General features: G+C 50.4%; 14 protein-coding genes. 7 read left to right on the forward strand and 7 right to left on the reverse strand.

Annotation, left to right across the window (positions count from 1 at the left end; all coding sequences use genetic code 11):
• The first annotated feature begins 21 nt into the window (after positions 1–21).
• Positions 22–2,574 carry a peptidoglycan glycosyltransferase/peptidoglycan DD-transpeptidase MrcA gene (mrcA, locus tag BEB54_RS12370; protein WP_105277457.1) on the forward strand — a complete coding sequence of 851 codons (2,553 nt, stop codon included), beginning with the start codon at positions 22–24 and terminating at the stop codon, positions 2,572–2,574.
• Positions 2,575–2,742: 168 nt separating this feature from the next.
• Here the strand turns inward: mrcA and nudE are convergent, their stop codons facing one another.
• A complete protein-coding gene (nudE, locus tag BEB54_RS12375) occupies positions 2,743–3,303 on the reverse strand; it encodes an ADP compounds hydrolase NudE (RefSeq protein ID WP_000045742.1) in 561 nt (186 codons plus the stop codon).
• A gap of 319 nt (positions 3,304–3,622) precedes the next feature.
• On the opposite strand from nudE, the gene igaA reads away from it, so the two are divergent.
• The 4 genes from igaA (at position 3,623) to hslO (ending at position 7,806) form a co-directional block, all read left to right on the forward strand.
• Entirely contained in the window at positions 3,623–5,758 is a 2,136-nt protein-coding gene (gene igaA / locus BEB54_RS12380; protein ID WP_105277456.1) for an intracellular growth attenuator protein IgaA, read from the forward strand.
• Between the two features lie 64 nt (positions 5,759–5,822).
• Positions 5,823–6,491: a GMP/IMP nucleotidase gene (yrfG, locus tag BEB54_RS12385; RefSeq protein ID WP_001353628.1), complete on the forward strand. Its 669-nt coding sequence runs from the start codon at positions 5,823–5,825 to the stop codon at positions 6,489–6,491.
• Between the two features lie 10 nt (positions 6,492–6,501).
• Positions 6,502–6,903, forward strand: a complete 402-nt coding sequence (gene hslR / locus BEB54_RS12390; RefSeq protein WP_000660487.1) for a ribosome-associated heat shock protein Hsp15 — start codon at positions 6,502–6,504, stop codon at positions 6,901–6,903.
• A gap of 24 nt (positions 6,904–6,927) precedes the next feature.
• A complete protein-coding gene (gene hslO / locus BEB54_RS12395) occupies positions 6,928–7,806 on the forward strand; it encodes an Hsp33 family molecular chaperone HslO (RefSeq protein WP_105277460.1) in 879 nt (292 codons plus the stop codon).
• Between the two features lie 134 nt (positions 7,807–7,940).
• Here the strand turns inward: hslO and BEB54_RS12400 are convergent, their stop codons facing one another.
• The gene (locus BEB54_RS12400) at positions 7,941–9,665 is read right to left on the reverse strand and encodes a DUF4153 domain-containing protein (RefSeq protein ID WP_105277455.1); all 1,725 of its coding nucleotides are present in this window, start codon (positions 9,663–9,665) and stop codon (positions 7,941–7,943) included.
• Between the two features lie 378 nt (positions 9,666–10,043).
• Here BEB54_RS12400 and pckA point away from each other — a divergent pair, with 378 nt between their 5' ends.
• A complete protein-coding gene (gene pckA, locus BEB54_RS12410; RefSeq protein WP_001298201.1) occupies positions 10,044–11,666 on the forward strand; it encodes a phosphoenolpyruvate carboxykinase (ATP) in 1,623 nt (540 codons plus the stop codon).
• Between the two features lie 52 nt (positions 11,667–11,718).
• On the opposite strand, the gene BEB54_RS12415 is transcribed toward pckA, so the two are convergent.
• The 5 genes from BEB54_RS12415 to ompR all read right to left on the reverse strand — a co-directional run bounded on the left by BEB54_RS12415 (position 11,719) and on the right by ompR (position 16,425).
• A complete protein-coding gene (locus BEB54_RS12415) occupies positions 11,719–12,345 on the reverse strand; it encodes a hypothetical protein (protein WP_105277454.1) in 627 nt (208 codons plus the stop codon).
• Positions 12,342–12,872, reverse strand: a complete 531-nt coding sequence (locus BEB54_RS12420) for a hypothetical protein (RefSeq protein WP_105277453.1) — start codon at positions 12,870–12,872, stop codon at positions 12,342–12,344. The genes BEB54_RS12415 and BEB54_RS12420 overlap by 4 nt, the downstream gene beginning before the upstream one ends.
• Before the next feature lie 37 nt (positions 12,873–12,909).
• The gene (locus BEB54_RS12425) at positions 12,910–14,193 is read right to left on the reverse strand and encodes an SMI1/KNR4 family protein (protein ID WP_032185310.1); all 1,284 of its coding nucleotides are present in this window, start codon (positions 14,191–14,193) and stop codon (positions 12,910–12,912) included.
• A gap of 163 nt (positions 14,194–14,356) precedes the next feature.
• Complete coding sequence (envZ, locus tag BEB54_RS12430; RefSeq protein ID WP_001253705.1) at positions 14,357–15,709, reverse strand: two-component system sensor histidine kinase EnvZ; 1,353 nt, start codon at positions 15,707–15,709, stop codon at positions 14,357–14,359.
• Positions 15,706–16,425 (reverse strand): osmolarity response regulator transcription factor OmpR, encoded by a 720-nt coding sequence (gene ompR / locus BEB54_RS12435; RefSeq protein ID WP_001157751.1) that lies wholly within the window; start codon positions 16,423–16,425, stop codon positions 15,706–15,708. The genes envZ and ompR overlap by 4 nt, the downstream gene beginning before the upstream one ends.
• 227 nt (positions 16,426–16,652) lie before the next feature.
• On the opposite strand from ompR, the gene greB reads away from it, so the two are divergent.
• Positions 16,653–17,129 (forward strand): transcription elongation factor GreB, encoded by a 477-nt coding sequence (gene greB, locus BEB54_RS12445; protein ID WP_000856744.1) that lies wholly within the window; start codon positions 16,653–16,655, stop codon positions 17,127–17,129.
• Positions 17,130–17,160: the final 31 nt, after the last annotated feature.

The raw sequence follows: 17,160 nt of genomic DNA on the forward strand, positions 1-17,160 counted from the left end.
AAACTAAATGGGAAATTTCCAGTGAAGTTCGTAAAGTATTTTTTGATCCTTGCAGTCTGTTGCATTCTGCTGGGAGCAGGCTCGATTTATGGCCTATACCGCTACATCGAGCCACAACTGCCGGATGTGGCGACATTAAAAGATGTTCGCCTGCAAATTCCGATGCAGATTTACAGCGCCGATGGCGAGCTGATTGCTCAATACGGTGAGAAACGTCGTATTCCGGTTACGTTGGATCAAATCCCGCCGGAGATGGTGAAAGCCTTTATCGCGACGGAAGACAGCCGCTTCTACGAGCATCACGGCGTTGACCCGGTGGGGATCTTCCGTGCGGCAAGTGTGGCGCTGTTCTCCGGCCACGCGTCACAAGGGGCGAGTACCATTACCCAGCAGCTGGCGAGAAACTTCTTCCTCAGTCCAGAACGCACGCTGATGCGTAAGATTAAGGAAGTCTTCCTCGCGATTCGCATTGAACAGTTGCTGACGAAAGACGAGATCCTCGAGCTTTATCTGAACAAGATTTACCTCGGTTACCGCGCCTATGGTGTCGGTGCTGCGGCACAAGTCTATTTCGGTAAAACGGTCGACCAACTGACGCTGAACGAAATGGCGGTGATAGCCGGGCTGCCGAAAGCGCCTTCCACCTTTAATCCGCTCTACTCAATGGATCGTGCCGTCGCGCGGCGTAACGTCGTACTGTCGCGGATGCTGGATGAAGGGTATATCACCCAACAACAGTTCGATCAGACACGCACTGAGGCGATTAACGCTAACTATCACGCGCCGGAGATTGCTTTCTCTGCGCCGTACCTGAGCGAAATGGTGCGCCAGGAGATGTATAACCGTTATGGCGAAAGTGCCTATGAAGACGGTTATCGCATTTACACCACCATCACCCGCAAAGTACAGCAGGCCGCACAGCAGGCAGTACGTAATAACGTGCTGGACTACGACATGCGCCACGGCTATCGCGGCCCGGCAAATGTGCTGTGGAGAGTGGGCGAATCGGCGTGGGATAACAACAAGATTACCGATACGCTGAAGGCGCTGCCGACCTATGGTCCGCTGCTGCCTGCCGCAGTCACCAGCGCCAATCCTCAGGAAGCGACGGCGATGCTGGCGGACGGGTCGACCGTCGCATTGAGTATGGAAGGCGTTCGCTGGGCGCGTCCTTACCGTTCGGATACTCAGCAGGGACCGACGCCGCGTAAAGTGACCGATGTTCTGCAAACGGGTCAGCAAATCTGGGTTCGTCAGGTTGGCGATGCATGGTGGCTGGCACAAGTGCCGGAAGTGAACTCGGCGCTGGTGTCGATCAATCCGCAAAACGGTGCCGTTATGGCGCTGGTCGGTGGCTTTGATTTCAATCAGAGCAAGTTTAACCGCGCCACCCAGGCACTGCGTCAGGTAGGTTCCAACATCAAACCGTTCCTCTACACCGCGGCGATGGATAAAGGTCTGACGCTGGCAAGTATGTTGAACGATGTGCCAATTTCCCGCTGGGATGCAGGTGCCGGTTCTGACTGGCAGCCGAAGAACTCACCACCACAGTATGCCGGTCCAATTCGCTTACGTCAGGGACTGGGCCAGTCGAAAAACGTGGTGATGGTACGCGCAATGCGGGCGATGGGCGTCGACTACGCTGCAGAATATCTGCAACGCTTCGGCTTCCCGGCGCAAAACATTGTCCACACCGAATCGCTGGCGCTGGGTTCAGCGTCCTTCACCCCAATGCAGGTGGCGCGCGGCTACGCGGTAATGGCGAACGGCGGCTTCCTGGTGGACCCGTGGTTTATCAGCAAAATTGAAAACGATCAGGGCGGCGTGATTTTCGAAGCGAAACCGAAAGTAGCCTGCCCGGAATGCGATATTCCGGTGATTTACGGTGATACGCAGAAATCGAACGTGCTGGAAAATAACGATGTTGAAGATGTCGCTATCTCCCGCGAGCAGCAGAATGTTTCTGTACCAATGCCGCAGCTGGAGCAGGCGAATCAGGCGTTAGTCGCGAAGACTGGCGCGCAGGAGTACGCACCGCACGTCATCAACACTCCGCTGGCATTCCTGATTAAGAGTGCTTTGAACACCAATATCTTTGGTGAGCCAGGCTGGCAGGGTACCGGCTGGCGTGCAGGTCGTGATTTGCAGCGTCGCGATATCGGCGGGAAAACCGGTACCACTAACAGTTCGAAAGATGCGTGGTTTTCGGGTTACGGTCCGGGCGTTGTGACCTCGGTCTGGATTGGCTTTGATGATCACCGCCGTAATCTCGGTCATACAACGGCTTCCGGAGCGATTAAAGATCAGATCTCAGGTTACGAAGGCGGTGCCAAGAGTGCCCAGCCTGCATGGGACGCTTATATGAAAGCCGTTCTTGAAGGCGTGCCGGAACAGCCACTGACGCCGCCGCCGGGTATTGTGACGGTGAATATCGATCGCAGCACCGGGCAGTTAGCTAATGGTGGCAACAGCCGCGAAGAGTATTTCATCGAAGGTACACAGCCGACACAACAGGCGGTGCACGAGGTGGGAACGACCATTATCGATAATGGCGAGGCACAGGAATTGTTCTGATTAAAAAGGCGCTTCGGCGCCTTTTTCTGTTTGCTGACAAAGTGTCACTTTATTTATACCGGATACGGCGTGAACACGTTATCCGTCTGAAAATATCGAGAAAAATCAATATATTGCAGGAGCCGCGCAGGCCTGATAAGCATTGTGCATCAGGCAAACTTCACGCATTTACACTCGCCCCTGCTCCTTCAACCACTCGCGCACGAGGAACAGTGCGCTGACATTACGTGCTTCGTTGAAGTCAGGATCTTCCAGCAAATCCATCATATGCGCCAGCGGCCAGCGCACCTGTGGTAGCGGCTCTGGCTCATCGCCTTCCAGCGATTCCGGGTAGAGATCTTGCGCTACCACGATATTCATTTTGCTGGAAAAGTAAGACGGTGCCATGCTGAGCTTCTTCAAAAAAGTCAGATCGTTCGCACCAAATCCAACCTCTTCTTTTAGCTCGCGGTTAGCGGCTTCGTAGACGCTTTCACCCGGATCAATTAATCCTTTCGAAAAACCTAATTCGTAGGATTCCGTTCCCACTGCGTATTCGCGGATCAGGATCAGGTGATCGTCCACAATCGGCACAATCATCACCGCTTCCCGGTTGGTTGGACGCATTCGTTCATAAACACGCCGCACGCCATTGCTGAACTCCAGATCCACGCTTTCGACGGTAAACAGTCGTGAACGGGCTACAGTTTCAACATTCAGAATGGTGGGTTTTTGTAATGATTTGCTCATCGTGGGATCTATGCTGTGAAATCAGCGGTTATTGTGCGATATCGGACACGCTTTCGGCAATGTGAATTGCATGTTATTTACATTTATGTAACTTATTAAATAATCATCCTCAAATCAAATTAAAAGTCAATAGGTTGAAATAACTCCAGGAATTTGCTGATATTCCGCCTTCAGAGGGTTTGCTATGATCAGCGGTTACTGTGATGTGCTTAATGATGCTCAAGTTAAACTCCACGCTTGCCGATAGCCAACCGCAGAATCATGTATTGTGTCCGGTGCGACTGACCACGCCTGACAGACTAAGTAAGATGGGGAAAGCATGAGCACCATTGTGATTTTTTTAGCTGCTTTGCTGGCCTGCTCACTACTTGCGGGATGGCTGATAAAAGTGCGATCCAGACGGCGTCAACTGCCCTGGACCAACGCTTTCGCAGACGCGCAAACGCGCAAACTCACACCTGAAGAACGTAGCGCCGTTGAAAATTATCTTGAGAGCCTGACACAGGTGTTACAAGTGCCTGGCCCAACGGGAGCGAGTGCGGCCCCGATCTCTCTGGCGCTGAATGCCGAAAGCAACAACGTCATGATGCTGACACACGCTATCACGCGTTACGGCATCTCTACCGACGATCCGAATAAATGGCGTTACTACCTCGATTCGGTAGAAGTCCACCTGCCCCCTTTCTGGGAGCAGTACATCAACGATGAGAATACCGTTGAACTGATTCATACCGATTCGCTGCCGCTGGTTATTTCACTCAACGGTCATACGCTGCAGGAGTACATGCAGGAAACTCGCGGCTATGCCTTGCAACCTGTTCCGTCAACACAGGCGTCTATTCGCGGGGAAGAGAGTGAGCAAATCGAGCTACTCAATATTCGCAAAGAAACGCACGAAGAGTATGCGCTAAGTCGTCCGCGCGGGCTGCGCGAAGCGTTGCTGATTGTCGCCTCCTTCCTGATGTTCTTTTTCTGCCTGATTACCCCGGATGTATTTGTTTCGTGGCTGGCAGGCGGCGCGTTACTGCTGCTGGGCGCAGGACTGTGGGGGCTATTCGCGCCCCCGGCAAAATCCTCCCTGCGGGAAATTCATTGTCTGCGCGGTACACCGCGTCGTTGGGGATTGTTTGGCGAAAACGATCAGGAGCAGATCAACAATATTTCACTCGGTATTATCGACCTGGTCTATCCCGCACACTGGCAGCCCTACATTGCTCAGGATCTCGGCCAACAAACCGATATCGATATCTATCTCGACCGCCACGTAGTGCGTCAAGGGCGATATCTTTCGCTGCATGATGAAGTAAAAAACTTTCCGTTACAGCACTGGCTGCGCAGTACGATTATCGCTGCGGGCTCGCTACTGGTGCTGTTTATGCTGTTATTCTGGATCCCGCTGGATATGCCGCTGAAATTCACCCTCTCGTGGATGAAAGGAGCGCAGACCATTGAAGCCACCAGCGTGAAACAACTGGCTGACGCTGGCGTGCGGGTTGGCGATACATTGCGTATTAGCGGTACGGGAATGTGTAATATTCGCACTTCCGGTACCTGGAGCGCGAAAACCAACTCACCTTTTTTACCGTTTGACTGCTCGCAGATCATATGGAATGACGCCCGCTCATTGCCATTACCAGAATCTGAACTGGTCAACAAAGCGACGGCATTGACCGAAGCAGTTAATCGCCAGCTGCACCCTAAACCGGAAGATGAATCTCGCGTCAGCGCCTCATTACGTTCAGCAATTCAAAAATCCGGCATGGTATTGCTTGATGATTTTGGCGATATCGTACTGAAGACAGCGGATCTTTGTTCTGCCAAAGATGACTGTGTGCGACTGAAAAATGCGCTGGTCAATCTCGGCAACAGTAAAGACTGGGACGCGCTGGTAAAACGCGCCAACGCCGGGAAACTCGATGGCGTGAATGTGTTATTACGCCCGGTGAGTGCGGAATCGCTGGATAACCTGGTGGCAACTTCCACCGCGCCGTTTATCACGCATGAAACGGCGCGAGCGGCACAATCACTAAACAGTCCGGCCCCCGGCGGATTCCTGATTGTCAGCGACGAAGGCAGCGATTTTGTTGATCAGCCCTGGCCTTCGGCATCACTTTACGACTACCCGCCGCAAGAACAGTGGAACGCTTTCCAGAAACTGGCGCAAATGTTAATGCATACGCCGTTTAACGCCGAAGGCATCGTCACAAAAATCTTCACCGACGCCAATGGTACGCAGCATATAGGCCTTCATCCGATCCCGGATCGTTCCGGCCTGTGGCGCTATCTCAGCACCACACTGCTGCTACTGACGATGCTGGGCAGCACTATCTATAATGGCGTACAGGCATGGCGTCGTTACCAGCGTCATCGCACTCGCATGATGGAGATTCAGGCCTATTATGAAAGCTGCCTGAATCCGCAACTGATCACGCCTTCAGAAAGCCTTATTGAATAACACGTTTGCGCGGCAGGTTATGCTACCCTGTCGCGCAAATTGCTTCACTCTGGAGATTTCCCTCATGCATATCAACATTGCCTGGCAGGACGTAGATACCGTTCTGCTGGATATGGACGGCACGTTGCTCGACCTCGCCTTCGATAACTATTTCTGGCAAAAGCTGGTGCCTGAAACATGGGGGGCGAAAAACGGGGTCACACCACAGGAAGCGATGGACTATATGCGCCAGCAATATCACGACGTGCAGCATACGCTAAACTGGTACTGTCTTGATTACTGGAGTGAGCAACTGGGTCTGGATATCTGTGCGATGACCACCGAGATGGGACCGCGTGCCGTACTGCGTGAAGATACCATTCCGTTTCTTGAGGCACTGAAAGCCAGTGGTAAGCAACGAATTTTGCTCACTAATGCTCATCCGCATAACCTGGCGGTAAAACTTGAGCATACCGGTCTGGACGCACACCTTGATTTATTACTTTCCACCCACACATTTGGTTATCCGAAAGAGGATCAGCGGTTATGGCATGCGGTGGCCGAAGCTACGGGTCTGAAAGCTGAAAGAACGCTGTTTATTGATGACAGCGAAGCGATTCTCGATGCTGCCGCACAATTTGGTATTCGTTACTGCCTCGGCGTGACTAATCCTGACTCCGGGATTGCCGAGAAACAGTATCAGCACCATCCGTCACTGAATGACTACCGCCGCCTGATCCCCTCGCTAATGTGAAGGAGACGCCATGAAAGAAAAACCTGCTGTTGAGGTTCGACTGGATAAATGGCTATGGGCCGCCCGTTTTTATAAAACCCGCGCGCTGGCCCGCGAAATGATCGAAGGCGGTAAGGTGCACTACAACGGGCAGCGCAGCAAGCCAAGCAAAATCGTCGAGCTGAATGCCACGCTCACTCTGCGCCAGGGAAATGACGAACGAACGGTGATTGTAAAGGCGATTACTGAACAGCGTCGCCCCGCCAGCGAGGCAGTCTTGCTGTATGAAGAGACTGCGGAAAGTGTAGAGAAACGCGAAAAAATGGCGCTGGCACGTAAACTTAATGCCTTAACCATGCCGCATCCGGACCGACGCCCGGACAAAAAAGAGCGCCGCGACCTGTTACGATTTAAACACGGCGACAGTGAATAACTGTCACCTGCAAGAGAGATGATTATGCCGCAACATGACCAATTACATCGCTATCTGTTTGAAAACTTTGCCGTTCGCGGCGAACTGGTAACCGTTTCGGAAACCCTGCAACAGATCCTTGAGAATCACGATTATCCGCAGCCCGTTAAAAACGTGCTGGCAGAACTGCTGGTTGCGACCAGCCTGTTAACCGCTACGCTAAAATTTGATGGTGATATCACCGTACAGCTGCAAGGCGACGGCCCGATGAGTCTGGCGGTCATCAACGGAAACAACAAACAGCAGATGCGCGGTGTGGCGCGCGTGCAGGGCGAAATTCCAGAAAATGCCGACCTGAAAACGCTGGTCGGCAATGGTTACGTAGTGATCACCATTACTCCGAGCGAAGGCGAACGCTATCAGGGCGTGGTGGGTCTGGAAGGTGATACCCTGGCGGCCTGCCTGGAAGATTACTTTATGCGTTCTGAACAGCTGCCGACACGCCTGTTTATTCGCACCGGCGACGTAGACGGTAAATCGGCTGCAGGCGGTATGTTATTGCAGGTAATGCCTGCGCAAAATGCCCAGCAGGACGACTTTGACCACCTGGCGACGCTAACCGAAACCATCAAAACTGAAGAACTGCTGACCTTACCGGCAAACGAAGTGTTGTGGCGTTTGTATCACGAAGAAGAAGTGACGGTTTACGATCCGCAGGATGTGGAGTTCAAATGCACCTGTTCGCGTGAACGTTGCGCCGACGCGCTAAAAACACTGCCGGATGAAGAAGTGGATAGCATTCTGGCGGAAGAAGGCGAAATTGACATGCATTGTGATTACTGCGGTAACCACTATCTGTTCAATGCGATGGATATTGCTGAAATCCGCAACAACGCGTCTCCGGCAGATCCGCAAGTTCATTAATGAGTATGTCCGGCAGAGAGTGCTCTGCCGGATTTTACGACGTAATGGCCTGATGCGCTGCGCTTACCAGGCCTACGCAATAATTCACAAGTTATTGTTGGTAAGATAAAGCGTCGTATCCGATAAAAGCATTGTCATTTGCTTAAGTTTATTTCTAGCGTTTCACCATCTACCGTCAGATCGCGCCACGCTTTCGGCCTCGTCCCCAGCTTTCCATCCTTCGCAGCTGTGAGTAATTTTTCTTTCGTTATTTCGTTCGGAAGTAAACTCATATCAAGCGCGTCCCATTCTTTTCTATCTGAGTCAAAGCCATAGACAATGACTCTGTCATCATTAAAAGCAAACAGGATCCGCTCCGCCTGACCATCACTATTCAGATCTTGCTCGACCAGTACGCAGGCGTCTTTTTCAATACAGGTCATCACGTTATAGCGATCCTGGATTAAGGCCGACCAGAATGCCGTATCCGGTTTGCCAGAGCCTGGGGCAATTAACACATTTTCGGCTAATACTTTTTCCGATACCTGTTCCTGAATATGTTGCTCTCCATCTAACGTCATCAGCAGATCCCGTGCGCGTTTCGGGTCTTTCATATACTCGGCATCGCTTTTCAGCGACTCAAGCGCCGCACGTCCATAGCGACCGTTCTGTTCGAGCATGTAGAGACTTACCTGATCTGGCGTGTTCTTGCCGCTCTGATAACGTGCCATATGACTGTTCACACTAATGCGCATACTATCCAGCACCGGCGAATTAAGAAGCACCAGTATTACCAACACCAATAACGAAACCGCAAGGTTCACTTTGCCCTGAAGAACAAGAGGGGTTTGCCCTTTACGCCAGATGATACTGACAAAATACCCCAGCGACCATACCAGTAACACCAGCACCGCCAGCGCACCCTGCAAGCGGTCGACAGTCCAGCCGTACTGAGCGACCCGCAGCCATAACGCCCAGGCGGCGACGAACACATACAGCGGAGCAACCAGCAGAGCGGTTTTAATCAGGCAACGCAACGGCCCCGTCCAGGGAAGTGACGCTTTTTGCGGATAGCGGACAATAGCCATTAAAATCAATTGCAAAAAGGCCAGCGTCAACAGCAACCCGGCGGCGGAGATGTGGCGAGAAATCGCGCTCAGGCCCGTAAACGGCAGGGTGATGATAAACATAAGGGTTAGCAATGATACTAACGGCAGCAACCCCGTGGCGATTAACGTGAACAACTTTTGAATAGAGTCGATTAAACGTGACTGTGTACGCGCGAGGATCACCGTCAGTGCGGTAACCAGACCTAACGTGAGATAAATAAACCAGTCGGTTGCAAAAAAGAGCGTTTTGAAAAACGTGATGCCAACAAGTTTAAACAACTCGCCCCACAGTAAAAGTACCAGCCACGTCAGGCCATTGGCGAGAAAAATCACCAGTAATATAAGTACGTTATGCCATACTGACTGGTAAAAATAGCGATAGCGGCTACTGTCATTGCGGATGCGAAGGCTTTGTTGTATCCACGGTAGCAACAACATTGCCATCAGCAGCAGATAGCAACCAAAATCCCAAAGCGCCTTTTCAGCTATCCAGGGGTTCATGCCATCAGTTTGCCACTTCAGCCAGCCGCTCATTCCCAGCGTGGCAATAAACACCAGCGCCAGCCATCCCCAAAGGCGCTTCTGTTTAAAGGAGATCACGGAGAAGAGTAAAACGGATGAAAACGCGACGGTCGCAGGCACGCCATAAACAATCCAACTGTGATTTTTTCCGGCAAGCCAGGCGATCAGTAGGTAGCAAACCAGACCCTGAAGTAATCCGGTAGCAATCATCCCCCAGCGTGTTGCGGGTGAAAGTTCAACGTTGTCCATGTTAGTTATCCAGAATCAAAAAGTGGGTTAATTATCGCATCCGGGCCGTAGTATTTTGCTTTTTTCAGAAAATAATCAAAAAAAGTTAGCGTGGTGAATCGATACTTTACTGATTGAATTTGCATCAATTTCATTCAGGAATGCGATTCCACTCACAATATTCCCGCCATATAAACCAAGATTTAACCTTTTAAGAACATTTTCCACACCTAAAATGCTATTTCTGCGATAATAGCAACCGTTTCGTGACAGGAATCACGGAGTTTTTTGTCAAATATGAATTTCTCCAGATACGTAAATCTATGAGCCTTGTCGCGGTTAACACCCCCAAAAAGACTTTACTATTCAGGCAATACATATTGGCTAAGGAGCAGTGAAATGCGCGTTAACAATGGTTTGACCCCGCAAGAACTCGAGGCTTATGGTATCAGTGACGTACATGATATCGTTTACAACCCAAGCTACGACCTGCTGTATCAGGAAGAGCTCGATCCGAGCCTGACAGGTTATGAGCGCGGGGTGTTAACTAATCTGGGTGCCGTTGCCGTCGATACCGGTATATTCACCGGTCGCTCACCAAAAGATAAATATATCGTCCGTGACGATACCACTCGCGATACCTTCTGGTGGGCTGATAAAGGCAAAGGTAAGAACGACAACAAACCTCTCTCTCCGGAAACCTGGCAGCATCTGAAGGGCCTGGTGACCAAACAGCTTTCCGGTAAACGTCTGTTCGTTGTCGACGCTTTCTGTGGTGCGAACCCAGACACGCGTCTTTCCGTCCGTTTCATCACCGAAGTGGCCTGGCAGGCGCATTTTGTCAAAAACATGTTTATTCGCCCGAGCGATGAAGAGCTGGCTGGTTTTAAACCTGACTTTATCGTTATGAACGGCGCAAAATGCACTAACCCCCAGTGGAAAGAGCAGGGGCTGAACTCTGAAAACTTCGTGGCGTTTAACCTGACCGAGCGTATGCAGCTGATTGGCGGCACCTGGTACGGCGGCGAAATGAAGAAAGGGATGTTCTCAATGATGAACTACCTGCTGCCGCTGAAAGGCATCGCTTCTATGCACTGCTCCGCCAACGTTGGCGAGAAAGGCGATGTTGCGGTGTTCTTTGGTCTTTCCGGCACCGGTAAAACCACCCTTTCCACCGACCCGAAACGTCGCCTGATTGGCGATGACGAGCACGGCTGGGATGACGACGGCGTGTTTAACTTCGAAGGCGGCTGCTACGCGAAAACCATCAAGCTGTCGAAAGAAGCGGAACCTGAAATCTACAACGCTATCCGTCGCGATGCGCTGCTGGAAAACGTCACCGTACGTGAAGATGGCACTATCGATTTTGACGATGGTTCAAAAACCGAGAACACCCGCGTTTCTTATCCGATCTATCACATCGATAACATCGTTAAACCGGTTTCCAAAGCGGGCCACGCAACTAAAGTTATCTTCCTGACCGCAGACGCCTTTGGTGTGCTGCCGCCGGTTTCTCGCCTGACTGCCGATCAAACTCAGTACCACTTCCTCTCTGGCTTCACCGCCAAACTGGCCGGTACAGAGCGCGGCATCACCGAACCGACGCCAACCTTCTCCGCTTGCTTCGGCGCAGCATTCCTGTCGCTGCACCCGACTCAGTACGCAGAAGTGCTGGTGAAACGTATGCAAGCGGCGGGTGCACAGGCGTATCTGGTTAACACTGGCTGGAACGGCACTGGCAAACGTATCTCCATTAAAGATACCCGCGCCATTATCGACGCCATCCTCAACGGTTCGCTGGATAACGCAGAAACCTTCACTTTGCCGATGTTTAACCTGGCAATCCCAACCGAATTGCCAGGCGTAGACACGAAGATCCTCGATCCGCGTAACACCTACGCTTCTCCTGAACAGTGGCAGGAAAAAGCCGAAACTCTGGCGAAACTGTTTATCGACAACTTCGATAAATACACCGACACCCCAGCGGGTGCCGCGCTGGTAGCGGCTGGTCCAAAACTGTAATCCGATAAGTTAAGCGACGAAATCCCCCGTTTCACCAGATACGGGGGATTTGTTATTTTCTGTCAGAATTAAACGGGACAAACAGATAATCCAGCGAGTGGCGTGTTTCACGAAAAAACGTATCCAGTTCAGGCTGCGCTTTTATCGCGCTGGTGGGAATGAAAATATCGCAAAACGCTTTCGTCGCTTCTCTGGGAAAACTCTTCGGTAAATGCAGAAAAAGCCACAAATAATCTTCTTCATACTCAATGCTATAAAAATCTTCCCAGCGAAGTATGCCCTGCTGATGAGATTCATAAAAAACAATCCCCTCGAAATAAAACGCATAACGCACGGGTTTCGTAAAAGTAACTTGCTTTGTTTTTGACTTAAAATCGTTAATTCTTCTGCTGATTAACAGGAACATTGATAAGAGGAGTGGCAACATTAACAGGAGAATTAACGTACTGATTGCGTTGAGTTTAAAGTCATGAGAAGGTTTCAACCATTGTGGGATCATGGGCAGTATAGCCAATAAGCCAGCGCTTCGAATTCCCCATTTAAACCCTTTAAAACGCTTTTTAATGTAACAGGTATAATGCTTAACGGCAGCGTTGAAGGCGGTTTGGGTGTAGTGGATTTGCACTGTGCCGAGGTAATGTGCTGTTTGTGGATCAAAGGGGCAAGGGGGGCTATTCATTCTACTCGCCAGGAGCGCTCACAGGCGCTTACGTCATCATTAATATATGCATTCAGGTAATCATTAAGATCTTTATAACGTGATTCCCCATTGCAGTCATAAACCCAGACCTCTGGCTCAACGGTACTATCTAGCCAAAGGAGAAAAACCATTTCATAACTGTAATCACTACCGGCAAAAAGTGACAGGCGATGAGAACGAAATAGTCCCAAGGCATGGTTATCCCAATTATCACTTGAAGCTACAGCATTCATTTTGATTTCATCAAGAAACGTATCTTCTATGTGTTCCTGCCAAAGCGTTTCCATGTCACTTATACTTAGCCAGCTTCCATGTGTAGCGCTTAACCAACGTCCACAATGTGCAAAACGCGCCTGCAACATAGGGCTGGCCTTCTGCCAGACACCGTTTTTCAATGTCGGGATCCGGCTATCAAACGCAGTGCTTGCAGGTTCAGGAACAACATTGAATGGGCCATCAAATGCTAACCTGGTATTTATCGCTTGCTGAATATGTTCCCTGATCATATTTTTCTCCGCGTTAGATCATTTCTGAACCATTAATTTATGGCTTATGTCCCCACGTCCTGAGATAGTAGTTTTCTCGTAAAATGGTCAGTTCAGGGAAACGAGTTGCAGCTTCATCAACCAATGGTGGAATACGATTATCTTTAACTTCAATGAGCAACAAAATAGCCTTCCTTACATTCTCCATCTTTGATGATGCAAAAAGCGGTAATACCAACTCAACGAATCCTCGGCTTTCATTGAAATCAGGCGCCTTACTCATCGCCCACAATAATGTTTGCTGACGGTCATCAGTGATACGTTCGAGAAGCGGCAGAAAAGTATCATATTTATTATACTCTGTTTCTCGTATAGCAAAGACAGCTGAGGATAGAGTGTCATCGTCAAGTTCAGGCATTATTATTAACAGTGAATGAATATAATCCTCAATATTCACCACACTATCTCTACAGGCAAAACGGAGATCTTTAATAGCAATATCACGTAATTCATCTGGCATTGTAAAATAGAGTCGAAAAATATCTGCAGCACAAGAAACTTTTTTTTGGCGTAATCTTATGAATGCCTCTTCACACAATTCTTTATCATTCTCTGTGCGGCAAACATGTTCCCAAAGGGCAAAAGTTTCGGGTTCTATCTGTGGAAAACGGCATAGCGAGAATAAAATGGATCTACGTAAATCCGGGATTTTCTCAGTTAAAAACCACTCACGCAGTTGAATTTGCGTTCCTGGCAAACTTCTATCGAAACCCTTCATACTCATGCCAGCAATAAAATCGTCCAGCCAGCGTTCATACCAGTTGAGGAAATTTTTATCATATATAAAATCAAACGGATAATCTTCATCACCATCAGTCAGCATTAACCTTCCGCGATACTGCCCCGTCACCACCAGGCAAATATCATAAGTACATCCCAGGGTGAGAATGGTCAATGCGCCGTCAAAAAAACTATATTCTTCATCATCTTCTGTACGGCCAGCATTCAACACATCAACATCCTGCTGCGTCATATAAAGCGGTACAGGGCTTTCTTTTGTTATATCGCCATAAATATCTGTACCGCCTAAAGATTCAAGACCGTAGGCATGTGCCGGACCGCCATTAGCGATATAGCGAAGAAAAATTCGATATTCCCGTGGCAAAGTGACGCTATGTTTTTTCTCCCAGGAAGCTATTTCCGCCTCGCTGGCAGGCTTCGGCCATTGATATTTCCAACCTTCAGAACCGAATAACTTACATTCAGGATCCAGTGCGGCAATGCGTGGGATTTTTTCTTTTATACGAGCAATCTGTACTTGTTCTTCGTTGGTAAGTTGCATCAAGCTATTCCTTTAGTGTGCTTTTACTAATCAGGATACGCTAGCCTGCAATCAGCTTACAGTACACTTTACTTCGTATGGTGCCGATGTCTGAAACCGTATTCATTCAGTAGATACTGAGTGCACAAAATAAAACGGGAGGCACCTTCGCCTCCCGTTTTATTTACCCTTCTTTTGTCGTGCCCTGCGCCCGCGTTACCGGCATTGGCAGCCAGGCGCGAATGGAAAGCCCACCCCGTTCGCTGGTGCCAAGCTCCAGCATGCCGTTATGGTTATCCACGATACGCTGCACAATTGCCAGGCCTAATCCCGTGCCGCTAATGGTGCGCGCACTGTCGCCGCGGACAAACGGCTGGAACAAGTGCTTACGCTGTTCCGGCGCAATTCCCGGACCGTCGTCTTCCACCTGGAACCAGGCGCGATTCGGCTCCGTGCCGCTGCTGACTTTGATCCAGCCATTGCCGTAACGAGCAGCGTTCACCACCATATTCGCCACCGCGCGTTTGATCGACAGCGGGTGCATTTTCACTTCAATGCTGCCGGGGTAAAGCGCAGTTTCAATTTCCCGCTCATAGCCACTTTCGGCAGCAATCACCTCACCGAGCACTGCGTTGAGATCCGCCATTTCCATCGGCATCTCCTGCCCGGTGCGCAGGTAGTCGATAAACTGTTCAATGATGGCATTGCACTCTTCGATATCTTTATTGATCGATTCTGCCAGGTAGCCATCCTGCTCGCTCATCATCTCGGTCGCCAGACGAATACGTGTCAGCGGCGTACGCAGATCATGACTTACCCCCGCCATCAGCAGCGTGCGATCATCCGCCAGTTGCTTAACACCAGCCGCCATATGGTTAAAGGCGCGGGTAACGGAACGCACCTCCGAAGCGCCATATTCACGCAGCGGCGGCGGAATAATCCCTTTACCGACCTGCAGAGCAGCATGTTCGAGATCGACCAACGGTCGGTTCTGGATACGAATAAATAGCCACGCCCCACCTATCGCCAATAGCATAATCGCCAACGTATAGCGGAACAGCGGGGAGAAATCGCCCTGATGAATTTCGGTCAGCGGCACGCGTACCCAGATATTGGGCGACAGCCAGGTTTTCAGCCAGACGACAGGCGAGCTTTTGTTGACCTCAACGCGTACTTCCGTCGGGCCGCCCAGTTGTTGCGCCATCTGATGGCTTAAGAATTCATAGTGTTGCGCCCAACGCAGCCCTGCCTCTTCGGCAGCTTCGTTGGAATAGAGAGAGATCCCCAGCTCACGGTAGATCTCCCGACGGAAAGCGGGAGGCACAACCAACTGCGTGCCGTCCTCCAGTTGCAGTTTGTCAGTCATCAACATACGCACTTCGTACGCGAGGACTTTATTAAACTGCTGTAGGCTCGGCAAAATCGCGAAGTTCAGCACCACCAGATAAGTCGTCACCAGGCTGACGAACAGCAAGGTGACGATGAGCAATAACGTACGGGCAAATGAACTTCGTGGCGAGAAGCGCAATCGCCTCATGCTTTAGAACCGTCCGGCACGAAAACGTAGCCCAGACCCCAAACGGTCTGAATGTAACGCGGATGCGCAGGATCTTCTTCCACCATGCGGCGCAGACGCGAGATCTGCACGTCGATGGAACGTTCCATTGCGGAATATTCACGGCCACGGGCAAGGTTCATCAGCTTATCGCGGGAGAGCGGCTCACGTGGATGGCTGACCAGCGCCTTCAGTACCGCAAATTCACCGCTGGTGAGCGGCATCGGCTCATCTTCGCGGAACATTTCACGCGTACCGAGGTTAAGTTTGAACTTACCGAAAGCAATTACCGCCTCTTCCTGTGACGGCGCGCCCGGCAGTTCGTTCGCCTGACGACGCAGCACCGCACGAATGCGGGCCAGCAGTTCACGCGGGTTAAACGGTTTTGGAATGTAGTCGTCAGCGCCAATCTCCAGACCAACGATACGGTCCACTTCTTCTCCTTTCGCCGTCACCATAATGATCGGCATCGGGTTGCTCTGGCTACGAAGACGTCGGCAAATCGACAAGCCATCTTCACCAGGTAACATCAAATCCAGTACCATAAGATGGAAAGATTCACGAGTCAGCAGGCGATCCATCTGTTCTGCATTAGCGACGCTTCGAACCTGGAAGCCTTGTTCGGTGAGATAACGTTCCAGCAGCGCACGCAGGCGCATGTCGTCATCGACCACCAGAATCTTGTAGTTCTCTTGCATTCTTTGTACTCCCAAAGGTTCGCAACAATTTGTAAGCGTGTATTCTTAAAAAAGCTTACGTTCGTCACCAGCTAAATCTGGTATGAATTTCAGCCTAAATTGTTACAAAGCATATTAAACAGCAGCTTAAGTATACAATTTATTCGGCGAAACATTATTGATTCTGTTGATATGATCACGTTATACCCAATGTGCGCATTATCAAACAGACAAAGGGAATCAACGAGATGAAAACGCCCCTGGTTACCCGGGAAGGGTATGAAAAACTCAAACAAGAGCTAAATTATCTCTGGCGTGAAGAGCGCCCGGAGGTCACAAAAAAAGTGACCTGGGCTGCAAGTCTGGGCGACCGCAGCGAAAATGCTGACTATCAGTATAATAAAAAGCGTCTGCGTGAAATCGACCGTCGCGTGCGCTATCTCACTAAATGCATGGAAAATCTCAAAATCGTCGATTACTCCCCGCAGCAGGAAGGCAAAGTCTTTTTTGGCGCGTGGGTGGAGATTGAAAACGACGATGGCGTGACTCACCGTTTCCGTATTGTCGGCTACGATGAAATTTTTGGCCGTAAAGATTACATCTCTATCGATTCCCCGATGGCCCGCGCATTGCTGAAAAAAGAGGTGGGCGATCTGGCAGTGGTCAATACCCCTGCCGGGGAAGCGAGCTGGTATGTTAATGCTATCGAGTACGTGAAACCGTAAGGAAGAGTCTTAACCTCCTGCCGATGGCTGG

Origin of the sequence: Escherichia sp. MOD1-EC6021 (assembly GCF_002965245.1) — a bacterium.
GTDB lineage: Bacteria > Pseudomonadota > Gammaproteobacteria > Enterobacterales > Enterobacteriaceae > Escherichia > Escherichia coli_F.